9 protein-coding genes are annotated in these 13,336 nt (G+C 57.6%); 8 read left to right on the top strand and 1 reads right to left on the bottom strand.

Annotation, left to right across the window (positions count from 1 at the left end):
* Positions 1–48: 48 nt before the first annotated feature.
* The 8 genes from NKI69_RS24600 to NKI69_RS24565 all read left to right on the top strand — a co-directional run bounded on the left by NKI69_RS24600 (position 49) and on the right by NKI69_RS24565 (position 12,378).
* The gene (locus NKI69_RS24600; RefSeq protein ID WP_352722691.1) at positions 49–945 is read left to right on the top strand and encodes a BrxR family helix-turn-helix transcriptional regulator; all 897 of its coding nucleotides are present in this window, start codon (positions 49–51) and stop codon (positions 943–945) included.
* On the top strand, positions 932–3,676 hold the full coding sequence (locus NKI69_RS24595) for a DUF499 family protein (protein ID WP_352722690.1): 2,745 nt from the start codon (positions 932–934) through the stop codon (positions 3,674–3,676). Before NKI69_RS24600 ends, NKI69_RS24595 begins: the two co-directional genes overlap by 14 nt.
* Complete coding sequence (locus NKI69_RS24590; protein WP_352631289.1) at positions 3,676–4,665, top strand: hypothetical protein; 990 nt, start codon at positions 3,676–3,678, stop codon at positions 4,663–4,665. Before NKI69_RS24595 ends, NKI69_RS24590 begins: the two co-directional genes overlap by 1 nt.
* A 12-nt stretch (positions 4,666–4,677) precedes the next feature.
* Positions 4,678–7,881, top strand: coding sequence for a DUF1156 domain-containing protein (locus NKI69_RS24585; RefSeq protein WP_352722689.1), 3,204 nt, complete (start codon positions 4,678–4,680; stop codon positions 7,879–7,881).
* 2 nt (positions 7,882–7,883) lie between these two features.
* The gene (locus NKI69_RS24580; protein ID WP_352631291.1) at positions 7,884–8,384 is read left to right on the top strand and encodes a hypothetical protein; all 501 of its coding nucleotides are present in this window, start codon (positions 7,884–7,886) and stop codon (positions 8,382–8,384) included.
* Positions 8,385–8,395: 11 nt separating this feature from the next.
* The gene (locus tag NKI69_RS24575) at positions 8,396–11,158 is read left to right on the top strand and encodes a DEAD/DEAH box helicase (protein WP_352631292.1); all 2,763 of its coding nucleotides are present in this window, start codon (positions 8,396–8,398) and stop codon (positions 11,156–11,158) included.
* A gap of 453 nt (positions 11,159–11,611) precedes the next feature.
* Positions 11,612–11,851, top strand: a complete 240-nt coding sequence (locus NKI69_RS24570) for an HTH-like domain-containing protein (RefSeq protein ID WP_352722688.1) — start codon at positions 11,612–11,614, stop codon at positions 11,849–11,851.
* Positions 11,848–12,378, top strand: a complete 531-nt coding sequence (locus NKI69_RS24565) for a hypothetical protein (RefSeq protein WP_352722687.1) — start codon at positions 11,848–11,850, stop codon at positions 12,376–12,378. The genes NKI69_RS24570 and NKI69_RS24565 overlap by 4 nt, the downstream gene beginning before the upstream one ends.
* 749 nt (positions 12,379–13,127) lie before the next feature.
* On the opposite strand, the gene NKI69_RS24560 is transcribed toward NKI69_RS24565, so the two are convergent.
* On the bottom strand, positions 13,128–13,336 hold a 209-nt coding region (locus tag NKI69_RS24560; RefSeq protein WP_352722686.1), incomplete at its 5' end, for a hypothetical protein.

Raw genomic sequence — 13,336 nt, 5'->3', positions numbered from 1 at the left:
AGATATGTCCAGATAGTTTCTATCCGTATCGTGTTGGAGGCGAACTTGATGGCGCAGGCCGGCGCGGGACTAAAGTGGGGAGTGGAGCGGCGACTCGAATTCATCGAGTTCCGGCTGTTTTGGGAAGGTGGCGTCAACCGCGCCGATATCATCGAGATGTTCGATGTTTCGGTGCCGCAGGCGTCCAAGGACCTCACTCTCTATCAGGAGCGGGCGCCTCATAACGCGATCTACGACAAGAGCGCCAAGCGCTATATCGCGAGTGACGCCTTCACACCCTGTTTCCTAAAGCCAGACCCCGATGGGTATCTCAGTCAGCTTCGCTCGGTTGCTGACGGCATTCTCGATCCGTCACAAGCGTGGCTTGGGCATTTTCCATCGTTTGGCGTCGCTCCCAGCCCTGCGCGAGAAATCAGGGCAGAGGTCTTGCGATCGATGCTTTCCGCGATTCGCCAAAGGGAAGCCGTAGAAATTCGATATCAGTCCCTGTCCAGCTCCGAATCGAGATGGCGTTGGATCACGCCGCATGCGCTCGGTTTTGACGGATTTCGATGGCATGCACGGGCATTCTGCGGTGTCGACCGAGTATTCAAGGATTTCCTTTTGTCTCGCATCTTACAGACGCGAGGCGCGAAACCGGGTGAGATTGAAGCGGGTGCAGATACTGATTGGCAGGACGAGGTCACGCTTGAAATTGGCCCGCACCCCGGTCTTTCCGACGCTCAGAAGAAAGCAATCGCGCTGGACTACGGGATGCGCGAGGGAAAAGCGCGAGTGAAGGTTCGCAGAGCTCTTCTCTATTACACACTGAAGCGCCTGGGGTTGGATGTCGATCCAAACTCACGCGCTCCACAAGATCAACAAATCATTCTCTTGGAACCGCTGGCTACGTACAGCGGCACCTACGCGAACGGGGCAACGGGGACGGCGAATGCTCGGGCTTAATCTCAGGCAAGAATTTAGAGGGCGGCGTCTCAAAGGGACGGCGATCGAACTATCAAACGAGGCAAATACCGGCGCCACGCAGATCGCGGCCAAGGATTTTCTGGAAATCACCTATCCGACGCATGACTTGTTGAAGGGCATCGAAGCTGTCGGGCCGAATCAAGGTCGCCCGGTCGTCGTTATTGGTGAACGCGGTCTTGGTAAGTCCCACTTGATGGCCGCACTGTTTCACGCGGTCAACGATGCGGCTTCAACCGGCGCTTGGCTGAAGAATTGGTCGACCACGCTGGGCGATCCGCACATCGGCGACATCCAGTTGCGCGATGGGATGCTCGTCATCGGCGAGAGCCTGCATCGGCAGCGCTACAAGTTTCTTTGGGACCTACTGTTCGAGCAGCATCCGCACGGTGCCTACATCAAAGGTAAGTGGGAAGGCATGGGTGCCGCGATGACGGATATTCCGTCTGACCAACTCATCCTGGAACTCCTTCGGCATAAGCCTGTCATGCTGCTGCTGGATGAATTTCAGACTTGGTACGATGGCCTCACGAACACCAAACAATATCCATGGAAGCACTGGGCGTTCAATTTCATCCAGATCCTGTCTGAGATCGCCAAGGAGCATCCTGAGCTCCTTGTTCTCGTCGTTTCTGTACGAAATGGCGAAACTGACGCATATCAGCAGATACATCGCGTCAACCCCGTGCAGATCGATTTCAAAGCCGGCGGAAGCCCGGAGCGGATCCAGCATGATCGGCGACGGATGCTGTTGCACCGTCTCTTCGAAAACCGGCTCCAGATCACATCATCGTCGATCGAGGCCGCCCTTGCGCGGCACATCTCGGAATATTTCCGACTCTTGAGCACGCCAGCGGCGGAGCAGGATCGCAAGCAACGGGATTTTATTGAGTCGTGGCCCTTTGCGCCGCATCTTCTGCAGTTGCTGGAAGATCAAGTCCTCGTCGCCACCGATGCTCAAGAGACCCGAGATCTGATCAGAATTCTGGCAAATCTCTTCAAGAGCCGCGGAGACCAAACGCCCGTGTTGACCGCGGCGGACTTCAGGATGGATGACGATGCCTCGGGCATTGGCGCGCTCCTGGATTCGGTCGCCAATCAGCAACATCGGACGCTTCGCGACAAGGCGCTGCGCAATCTGACCTCGGTCACTGAGGCAGTCTCCGATCATGCGTCAAAGGCTCCCCACTTGCAGGAAATCGTGGGCGCGTTGTGGCTTCGCTCGATCGCAGTTGGAAATCTTGCGGGCGCCGAACCAGCCGTTCTTCAAGCGGATATCACTCAGACCAAGCCGATCGACGACAACGCCTTCCAGGTCGAGCTGGCCACGATCATCGAGAACAGCTTCAACATCCATCAAGATGGTGCGCGGCTTGTCTTCAAGGAGGAGGAGAACCCACAGGCCAAGGTCATGGCCTCCGCCCGGAACGATAAGCTCTTCACGGACGGGTCCGATCTCGCGCAACTGACGAGGGAGACGCGCTATGTCATCGGCGGTTCCGAGGAGGTGGCGCGTACCTTCCGCGTCATTGCCCTGCCGCGCACGTGGCTGACCGATCCCTGGTCGGGCCTAGACGAAGCTGAGCAGCCGGAGAGATGGGATGAACGCCTGCCGATCCTCGTGTTGCCGGAGGAGCCGGACCGGTTGAGCGAACGCCTTGGGCGGTGGTTGAAAGATCATCTCCAGAAGCGCCGCAACACCGTTCGCTTCCTGCTGCCGCGAGCCGGGACGACGAACGCGTTTTATGACCGTGACCTGTTGATCCTCGCGCGCGCCGAGATGAAGGCGCAGGAATGGAGCGTCCAAAGCCCGGAATATCGCAAACTCCAGACGAAGTATCAGAACGAACTCCGGGACATTCTAAAGAAGCGGTTCGACCGCTTCGCAGTGCTGCACCGCTGGAACTTCACGGAACCGGCCAAATGCGAATTCCACGTTGAGACACTTCGCGAACAAGGCGCGAAGATTCCCGATGCTATCGAGCAGGCCCTAGTCAACGATCTCTTCGTCCCCGAGGATTTCGAAGCTCTCGTGCTGGAGGCGGCTAGCGACAATGTCCCCGTAGGCAAGCTGTTGCGTGAGCTTCAGGAGCCGCGACCGGCGGGACAAGATTGCATCCCCTGGCTGGGCGAGACGGCGATGAAGGAGCGCATCGTCCGCATGTGCGCGCGCGGCAAGGTGGCGATCAATCTCCGGGGCATGGAGTATCTGCAAACGCAAGCCGGAGAGGATGAGGACGCGGCGTGGAGGCGTCTGCGGCCCAAGTTGGCTTATACCGGACGCCAGCTTGATGAGATTTTCCTGCTTCCGCCCTCTGCCGTGCCATCGACCGGGGGAACAGCACCGCCGGCGGCATCGCCGAGTGATTTGCCCGCTGGAGGACTGTTCGGTGGAGGTGCAGCGCCGGCACCGCCCCCAACGCCGGGAGAAGGCAGTCCAGATGCGCCTTCAGATTCCGAAACTGGCCCACAGATACCTGGCGGAATTTTTGGCGGAACGGCGCCTGGTTCGCGGACGACCCTTTCCAACCCGGCGACTTCGCCGCTCAACCTGATCGGCAAGCTGGAGGGTTGGGGAATCGGCCCCGCCACCCCAGTCCGGGAAGTGACCTTAAAGGTCACAGCGGCAACCGGCGCTCAGTTGAAAGAGCTGCTGAAAAAGCTACCGGACGGCATGACCTTTGAACTCTCCCTCGACAAGGAGAGCAACTGATGGCGCTTGATCCGGATCAGTTTCGCGCCCTGACGACTGCAGCGCCTGACGAGGCATGGCGGGTAATCATCGACGACATCCTTTCGGTCTGCGTTCAGCCCTTGTCGGCGCCCAACGCCTCGGGGGAGGTCACGAGACGGGACCGCGCCATTGGCGCGCTTGACCATCTCCTCGCGGCGGCTGCGTGGGACTTATGGGAACAGTTCGGCGAGACTGTCGACCGGAACGCTGATCGGCTCGTCGACTGGTGGTCGTCACCCTACAGCGCCAAGGCCATCCTTATCCTCGATGGGCTAAGTCTGCGTGAACTGCCTTGGTTGGTTGAGGGCGCAAAGGCCCGTGGCTTTGCTGTTCACAGGACGACAGCGCATGGGGCGGAGGTGCCGAGCGAGACAAATGCCTTTGCCCGTGCCCTTGGATTCAACAGCCGAAGCCAGCTTCAGAATAACGGCGGTGGCAAGGCGCATCGCTTCGCGCCAGCAAGAACCGAATGCGTCGATCTGCCGTGGAAGGATTGCGCCGATCTCATCGATGCGTCCCCTAATTGGATCTTCTGGCATCAATGGCCAGACAGCAAATTGCACGATGGTTCTGGCGCCGGTCAGGGGCTAGACACTCTTACTCGCGACATTGCGGCGCAACTGGGCAGCGATGATTTTTGGGAGTTTGTCGAGCGTCTTGCAAAGGGCAGGCGGCTGGTGATCACGTCAGACCACGGCTACGCCGCGACCGGCTTGTTCTTCGATGCTCCAGACGAACAGGCCGCCTTCCTAAAGGGCATCCTCAAGAGCGGCCGCCTCGTGGCCGGCGAGCACGATCCCGGATCGTTTGTGCCGCCGGTGGCTCTGCAAGCGAACAGTCCGCATGGCAAGCATCTGCTTGCTGTCGGTCGATGGAAATGGCGCAGCCAGGGTGGATACCCGACGCTGGCGCATGGTGGGCTCTCTCTGCTTGAGATGCTGTCACCATTCATAGAAATGACGAAGTAGGGAACGCCGCGTATGGCCACGAAGAAAGACTTTATTGCTCAGGAAGTGGCTCGCGCAGTTGGTGCTGGCAAGACGGTTGCGTTGGAGACAGTTGATTTCGGCGATCCGAATCGTTCGAAGACCTGTCTTGAAGTTGATTTTCCAATCTTGCCCGTGAACCAAGTCGCCGTCATCGAAGGCAACGCGGGCAAGCCGATCTATCAGATGTCGAAATGGTGGGCGCGCCGTCGGTCGACCGTGTTCCGGTCGATGCTCATCGCGGCGGCAACAAAGGCTCCAGAAGATCCCGCGTTAGCTGCGAAGCTCGTCTGGGACAACTACTACGCGAATCATCAGAAAAAGGGGGCCTTCAAGCACTTGAAGGTCGCCGACATCTTTATGGGCGGCGGCACGACCCTGGTGGAGGGCTCACGGCTGGGTATGCAGATGTCCGGCAACGACCTCAATCCGGTTGCATGGTTTGTTGTGAAGCAGGAGCTAGCCGACGTAGATCTCGACGAGGTGCAGCGTCTGCTGGCGGACATTGAGGCAGAAGTGAAGCCTCAGATTATGCCATTCTACTATTGCGACGGCCCGAACGGCGAGAAAGGGATCTGGACACACAAGCCGACGGGCAAGGCGATGGGACCGGACTTCGATCCGCTGACCATCAAGTCCGAAGAGCGCAGAGACTACAACTACGAAGGCCCGGAGATGATCTACACCTTCTGGGCCAAGCACGGCCCGTGCCAGGTGACGGGCTGTGGCCATCGAACGCCGATCATGACCAGCCCGGTCATGGCGGTGAAGACGCTGACCGTGAAGCATTGGGAGCATGAATGCTCCGCATGCGGCACCGAGTTTGAGATAGAGGATGCCGAGGCCCGAATGGCGCCTGACGTGCCGCTCTACGTCGCCCCGGACGAGAGGCCGTATTCGGTCCTCGACGCTAGGGGGCGCGTGACCTGCCCGAGTTGCGGCCACACGTCGATGGTCAAACTTGGTAAGGGTAAGAATAAGAAAGTAGAATTGTCCCTGCTGGTGCATCCGGAATGGTTGGGGGGAAGTCCCTCAAAGGATGCAAATGGAAAGCGGTTCGGCGGTTCGGCGCAGGACGATGCGGAATCAACCAATCGCTGGAATCAGGAAAGAGCCGCAAGGATTCGCCTCTTGGAGGTTCGCGGCACACTGCCGCCTGAAGTCACCTGTCCAGTAACAATGGTTACCTTTAACACCGGAAAATCAGGAGGGACGGTTCCCAAAAAATCCACGTTTGCTTGCCAAGCAGACGGAAAAGAAAATGATGTCCTTGAGGCCGTTAAGGCTACTGGCAAAACAGCGCCAATGGCCGGTTATGCGGTTCAAGCTTATTCACCGCAACGGGATAAGGGCGGTCTGCCCTACGGTGGTCGTTTCTTTCTACCGTTCGACAACCGTTTGTCACGCCAATACGACGCGGCAATTCTAGAGTGGGAAAAGCGCGGGAATACAGATTTATCTGACTACTGGCCGCGATCAGAGCTGCCCTATGGTTTCATGACCCATCATCTTCAAGGCGGGGTGCCAAATCACGGTTTCACGCATTGGTGGACAATGTTTAATCCGCGTCAACTCTTGGCTCTTACCCAAATCCTGAAGGCCATATTCGAAGCGGGAGATCACGATTGGTCTACCCGAGAATATGTTCTCGGGTCGTTCCAGAATTTTCTGCGCAATAATACGATGTTTGCATTTTGGCACGTGACTAAGGACCATTTCGTTCCTGCTCTTTCAAATAACAATTACCATCCCAAATCGACTGTGGTCGAGGTAGGAGTCTTTTCGCCGGTTGGGTATGGCCCATGGTCATCAACGGTCGGCCCCCTCACAGAGTCGAAGGAGTGGTCCGAACAACCTTGGGAAGCCGTTAGCGCCGAAACTCTCAGCACTGTTCATCCAGCCATTGCTGAAAAAGTGAGTGGAAAAAGCGAAAAAGTATTTCCTGGAGATCCAGTCAACGGTGCAGAAATACTTCAATGCTCGTCGACGGATCTTCTCCACTATGCAGATCAATCTGTTGATCTGGTGATTACCGATCCGCCATTCGGTGGATTGCTTCACTACTCGGAACTGGCCGACTTTTTTTACGTTTGGATGCGTCTGCCGCTCAAAACCAAATATCCAGAGATTTTCGGACCCGAGTACACGCCCAAATCAATGGAAGCGGTCTCCAATAAAGCACGTGAGCCCGATGACCCCGATGGTTTTTACCAACGGCTCCTGACGGCGTGCTGGAAGGAGGCGCACCGTATCCTGAAACCAGGTGGCATGCTCGCGTTCACGTTCCACCACAGCGAAGACGCCCCATGGGTCTCCGTTCTTGAATCGCTATTTGACGCGGGTTTTTTCCTCGAAGCCACCTATCCGATCCGGTCGGATGAAACAAAGGGGGACGGTGAGTTCGGCTCAAAGACCATAGAATATGACATCATCCACGTGTGCCGGAAACGCACCGAAGAACCTAAGGCCGTGAGTTGGGGACGCATGCGCCGAGAGGTGCTGGCCGATGTCCGCCAGCTTCAGGGAATGCTTGAAAACCACGCAAGAGCCGGTCTGCCGGCTGCGGACCTTCAGGTCATTCGTCGAGGTAAGGCGCTGGAGTATTTCTCCCGCCACTATGGCAAGGTCTTCGTGGATGAAGGTCGTGCTATCTCGGTCAAGGAGGCCCTTGTAGGCATTAACCAACTGATCGACGAGGACGCGAATAAGACGACCGAACCGCCGCCAGTTACGGCAGAACCCATTACCCGGCAGTTCCTCCGCATCTTCAACGGCCAAACTGAGCTCGCGCGCGACCAGATGCAAAAACTGCTGCGTGGCTCCGGTATCGCGCCCGACGAGTTCACCAACCGTGGTTGGGCGAACGAAGAGAAGAAGGTATTCCATCTCGCCGACCCTGTTGCCTTTGCTCAGGATTGGCAGGGAAGGCACCGCCGGCGTTTGACAGCCGATCTCGATCAGGCGCTCGTGCTGATCGGCGCTTGTTACGATGGCAGCGGCATCAACGCATCGGATACGCTGAAGAACGAGAATTTCAGGCCGCATCCCGCCCTGAAGAGTCTCCTCGAATGGCTCAGCAAACACGGCGCGACCCCGCCGAAGCGAAACGCGTCGTCGCGGGCATTGTCGATCTACAACAACTGGGCCTCCAGCCACAAAGAGGCGGTCGCACAGATGTCGCTGTTCCAGGAGGATTGAGCGTGAAGCAATTGCTCGACAGCGTCTGGCAGCGGCGTGGCGTGAGCTGGATTTGGGACGATGAAGCGCTCTCGGTCGTCGCAAAGCCCTCCGAAGTCTACAGCTTGCGCGAACTCCTCCGTGCCCCGAGGGATTGGCCGGACGATTTGCCGAGCAACGGCGGAAATACGCTGGTGGTGGCCGGCCTAGATGCATGTCTCGATCTACTCACTCCGGCCGACGCTGACGGGTGGCTGGCAAACGAGCTGAAATCCGCCATCTTATCCTTCCAGGATGAATATTCTGGTGAAGCTGCCCTCGTTTTCTGGCTGCCCGTCGGACATCGCCGTTTTCATACCGACATGGCGACGGATGCCGTCCGCTGGCGCTGCTCGGCGCCCCACGCCGACCAGAAAATCGAGTTTGGGCGTCTCCTGTGGGGCGAGGCTCGGGAATACCCGCAGGAAATCATCCTCTCTGAGGGAGGCAAGCCAGTCGGCTTGTTTCACCTGCGGATCACCTGAGGGCCTGTTTGATGGATGGTGTAAGTTTCAGTCCGGGCGATCGGATAACCCACCCTGATTTTGGCGCAGGGGTTGTGCTCGACTCTCCGCACGAAGGCTATCTGCGAGCCTTCTTCAGCAGCGGGGAGCGGCGCGTTCCGCACGAAAGCGTCCGGCGCGAAGTGTCGCGGACGGAGCGAATTCTGCGATCGGTCGAAGGTACGCCCGAGCGGGCGCGGGCTGTATGGCTTTCCTATGAAGCCCACACGTTGCCGGTCATGGAAAGTGCGTCGGCCCTAACGTCGGCACGGATTGATCTGCTTCCGCACCAGGTGGTTCTGACGCACAGGATTGCCACAGCTTCGCCCCGCCGCTTCCTAATCGCCGACGAGGTCGGTCTTGGCAAGACTATCGAAACTGCCCTGATCTTGCGCGAGTTGGTCAGTCGAGGCGAGTTGGACCGGGCACTAATGGTGGTTCCCGCGGGCCTCGTAAATAATTGGCACCGGGAGTTGAACGAAGTCTTCAATCTGGATTTCGAGGTGTTCGGATCGGAAGGCGACATCACCGATCGGAAGACCAACGCCTTTGCCAAGCATGATCGACTGATCGCCAGCATCGATACGTTAAAGCGACCGGCGCGTATCAAGCGGTTGCTGGAAGCGCCACGCTGGGATCTGGTAGTTTTCGATGAGGCGCACCACCTGACCGCGTACCGAACGGGAGGGAAGGTTCGGAAGACGGAGAACTACAAGCTCGGAGAGGCGCTGAAGAGTCACGCGCGTGATCTCCTTTTGCTTTCTGCGACGCCGCATCAAGGCAATCATTTTCAGTTTTGGATGCTTATTCAACTTCTCAATCCGACCCTCTTCGGCAGTCCTGAAGAGATGCTCGAGAATCGTCATCGCTTGAACACTGTCATGTTCCGTCGGACCAAGGCCGATGCCTGCCGGCCGGATGGTGATCCCCTTTTTGCCCGGCGGTGGGTGCATACAGAATCATTTCTTATGGGGGACGAGGAGCGGCGATTTTATGAGAAGCTGCGCGAGTACCTCGAGGACGGTTTCGATCTTGCCAAGCGACAGGGCAACCAAGGTCGTGCCCTTGGCTTCTTGATGGCCATCTTCCAGAAGATCGCAGCATCAAGCTTTGCCGCCGTGCGTCGGACCTTGAAGCGCCGGATGCTGATGCTAACGTTGCACGAGGCCCTTATTCGTGATCGCGACCTCGACATTGAGGGCCGCGAGCGCCTTTACGATGAGGCCCGCGAGCTGATCCATGCCGAATGGGTTCTCGGGCGCGATCCCGTTGGCCGGACCGAAGTCGACCGGGTGATGGCCGACCTCAAGTATCGACTTGCGAAGAAGCTGGACGAAGAGGCGCTCGAATTGGCCTCCGACCCCTATGGCAGCGAGTTCGCCTCGTCGCATATGGAGGACGCCGCGTCGGCCGCAGTCGATATTCATCTGCCCGAGGAACGGCTTCGCATTGCCGATCTGCTATCGGTATTTCCTGAGCAGCGGGAGACCAAGGTCCAAAAACTGCTCGATGGATTGGGCACGCTGTGGCGCCAGAACTCCAACGAGAAGATCGTGATTTTCGCCACCTACCTCGGCACGGTTGACCTGCTCGCCCGCGAGATTGAACAGGTTTATCCAGGCCAGGGGGTCGTCGTCCTACGTGGCGGGGACCACGGTGCAAAGGTTGCAGCTGAACGGCGCTTTCGTCTCAAGGACGGGCCGCGGGTCCTGGTCTGTACGGCAGCCGGCCGCGAAGGCATAAATCTTCAGTTCGCGCGCGTTCTCTTCAATTTCGACTTGCCCTGGAATCCGATGGATATGGAGCAGCGGATCGGCCGCATCCATCGGTATGGCCAGGCTCACGCGGCACAGGTCTACAATCTAGTGCTCTCAGACACGATCGAGGGACGCATCTTTCTTCTCTTGGATGACAAGCTCACCGAGATCGCACGAACGCTCGGCAAGGTGGATGATCAGGGGAACATCGCGGAGGATCTTCGTTCTCAGATACTAGGTCAACTTTCCGAGCGATTGAACTACGACCGACTGTATCAGGAAGCGCTTTCTGATCCCGAACTGAAGAGAACGGCCGTTGAACTTGAAGCGGCGCTTTCCAACGCGCGGGAAGCACGCGAAGTCGTATTCGATCTGTTTCAGGACCTCGATGGATTTAGTCTCGACGACTACAAGCCGTTTTCCGATGTCTCGTCGGGGATGGATCGCCTAGTCCGGTTCCTAGCGGTGGCTCTGGCCGATAGGAACTGGAGGCTCAACAAGGTCGACGATTTGACCTACGACTTGATCGCCACGGATGGGGCACGAAAGAAGCGGTTCACACTGGACCGCAACATGGCCACGTCAAATGACAACGTGGACCTAATGGGGCTCGATCATCCCCTTGTACAGGAGGAGTTGGGACGGTGGCGCAGTCTGCCACCAGAGCAACTCGGCGTTTCGCTTGGAGGAAGCGAGATTGGAACAACGCTTCTCTCGTTTTGGCTTGTTGAGGCATCGGCCGGCACCGGGGAGAAGCGTATTTCCGTTCAGCCGATCGCGGTTAATACAGACGGAACGCGAGTTCCAAGTGTGGAGCGGCAGGCCGGCCAATTTCTCCACGCGGCGGAAACGAGTCCCACCCTATCCCCTGATGAGCGCCTCTCGCTCTTCGCAAGTGCTGTTGAGCCCACCTTGCAGCGGGAGCTCAAACACAAGGGGGCTGCGAATGGAGACGGGAGTTTTTCGGCCGAGTTGATCGGATATGTGGAGATCGCCTAAGGCCCGATCGCCAATCCGCTGTTACGCCCGGGCCTTTCAGTTTCCGCCTTCAGATGCATGGAGGCCACGAAGAAGATCGCCGATGTTTCGACCGCCGACACGGCACACGGCGATCACCCGGTCGTAGACGATGACACGGCCACTTCGACCGCATCGCGCTTCGCAGTTCATTGTTTGCCCAATCGCCACCTGTTCGAGAAACGCTTTCCCCCGGTGCGGCGCAGCCCGTGCCGCTTGCCGCATGCGATGTGCCTTTGAGCACTTCCGGTTAGAATGCTGATCCCGGAAAGTTTCTCATCAGCCTAGCTCGCCAGTCGAGCGCAGACGAACCCGCTCGAAGGACGATATCCCTTGGCCAGCGATGCTGTCTTTGTACTTATTAGCTTTAAGCATATTGCAATTAGCTAAACGCCAGGGTACGGTCAGCGATACCGAGTAATCATGGGGAGTCGGATGACGGCTGACGAAGCACTAAAGAAGATCAAGGTTGCGATCGAGACATCGCCGCGGAATGGATATATCGCCGAGCTCCACGTTCAGGTGATCAAGTATGCCGATGTTCTGGAGGGTGTAACAGGCAGAGAGTTCTGCGAAGCCGTGGGGCTGACGCCGGCCTTCGGGACTGAATTTGCGAAGATGCGAAAGATCGCCGGCAGGCTAGTGAACGCCGGCCTTGATGTGGACCGGATATGACGACGGTCGCTTCAAACTACCTCTACTCGACCTTGCGGGAGCGAATCGTCGAACACGTTTTCGTTGGCGACGCTCTCCGAGAGCTCTGGCGGCTCGGCGTGTACGATGTCGAAGTCCTCCGATCGGAATTCGACGCCCACGGCTACGACCTGGTGATGGCACGAGGAAAGATCGTTCGCCACATCCAGTTCAAGACCGGAACGCAGAAGAAGCCCGGCACCGTATCACTCTCCCGGGCCTTGGCTGAGAAACCGAGTGGGTGCGCGATCTGGATTCGGCTGGAAGCTGACCTCGGCATGGGCCCGTTCTTTTGGTTTGGCGGCGCGCCTGGCCAGCCCCTCGCGGCACTCGACCACTATCCTAACTCCAGGCGCGTGACGCCCAACAAGACCGGAGTCCGGCCGATCCGCAAGAATCATCATGAAGTGCCAGGCGCTGCTTTCGTGCCCCGCAGCACCTTGCGCGAAATTTTGGGAGATCTGTTTGGCGACCTGGCCCCGACGCTCGTATTGGAGGAGGTGGAATGATCCCGGCTCCGATCCCGCAATCAAGCGGAGTGGGTGTCGCTTTGCAGTTAATTATGAGAATCGCTTGTCAATCATTTCAGTTGGTTAGTTGTGCACTTAGTTTGATAATCATACCGGGCCATTGGCATTTAATTGGAGAATCAGCGTCGGCAGCGTAACGGGATCGAATTTCCCGAAGACAGTGTATAAAATTCAAAGGATTCATGACCTTCACGCTGATGCGATTGCAGTTAAATTGAGAATCCGAGCTACCCCATTCTCGCAATTAACTGCCAATCCTAGCCGACACGACCGCATTCTTACCATTAACTGTCAAGCGACAGCCCTTAATCTCGTCACCGCCGCGATTATCCTGTTCAACTGCCGCTATCTCGACCGTAGCCGACCCGAACGCGCGGGCTAACATTCGATTCCACGCTCCTTTCCCGTGGCCTCCGGCGGCGAGTAGATTTCAGTCCCACATTATTGGGTCGTGCCCTCCCGCGTTGGTCCCAAACCGTAGTTCAAACTCTCCGCATTTGGGGCAACGATAATGACCGTTGGTAGAGTCAAAGCACCCCAATTGGTGACGGTATTGCCGTCTCCTTTCCATTCGCGAGGATCGGAAGCCGAGATGACCCTCGTTGTCGCGCACACCTCGCAAGCTAATGGCGTCTGTTCGAAATTGGCCGTGGTGATCGCAGAACACGCTATGCAGCTGACGGGCCAGGCCGCATAGGTTGTGTGATTTGCCATCCCACCTCCGAGCATCAAGAACGTGTCATAGCCACAAGCGGAGCAATGAGCATCGGTTTGAGGTCCCCAAGACTGTCCTCCAATTTGCCGTGATTTCTATCGCGCAAAGACCCAATTCCGACGAACTGGTCTGCATCGGCTGGAAAGCGCAATGACCGCTCCCTTGGGGTTTTCGAAGCAAGCGAGCCTGTGCCAATATATTCAAAGGGAAATGATAAGCAAA

This window comes from Mesorhizobium sp. M0491, assembly GCF_040321265.1.
In the GTDB taxonomy this organism is placed as follows: domain Bacteria; phylum Pseudomonadota; class Alphaproteobacteria; order Rhizobiales; family Rhizobiaceae; genus Mesorhizobium.
This window is presented reverse-complemented; position numbering and strand designations above follow the sequence as displayed.

Excerpts from the sequence above, each read along its gene's own strand:
- NKI69_RS24590 (WP_352631289.1), top strand. The coding sequence starts at position 3,676 with ATGGCGCTTGATCCGGATCAGTTTCGCGCCCTGACGACTGCAGCGCCT.
- NKI69_RS24570 (WP_352722688.1), top strand. The coding sequence starts at position 11,612 with ATGACGGCTGACGAAGCACTAAAGAAGATCAAGGTTGCGATCGAGACA.
- NKI69_RS24575 (WP_352631292.1), top strand. The coding sequence starts at position 8,396 with ATGGATGGTGTAAGTTTCAGTCCGGGCGATCGGATAACCCACCCTGAT.
- NKI69_RS24565 (WP_352722687.1), top strand. The coding sequence starts at position 11,848 with ATGACGACGGTCGCTTCAAACTACCTCTACTCGACCTTGCGGGAGCGA.
- NKI69_RS24595 (WP_352722690.1), top strand. The coding sequence starts at position 932 with ATGCTCGGGCTTAATCTCAGGCAAGAATTTAGAGGGCGGCGTCTCAAA.
- NKI69_RS24600 (WP_352722691.1), top strand. The coding sequence starts at position 49 with ATGGCGCAGGCCGGCGCGGGACTAAAGTGGGGAGTGGAGCGGCGACTC.
- NKI69_RS24585 (WP_352722689.1), top strand. The coding sequence starts at position 4,678 with ATGGCCACGAAGAAAGACTTTATTGCTCAGGAAGTGGCTCGCGCAGTT.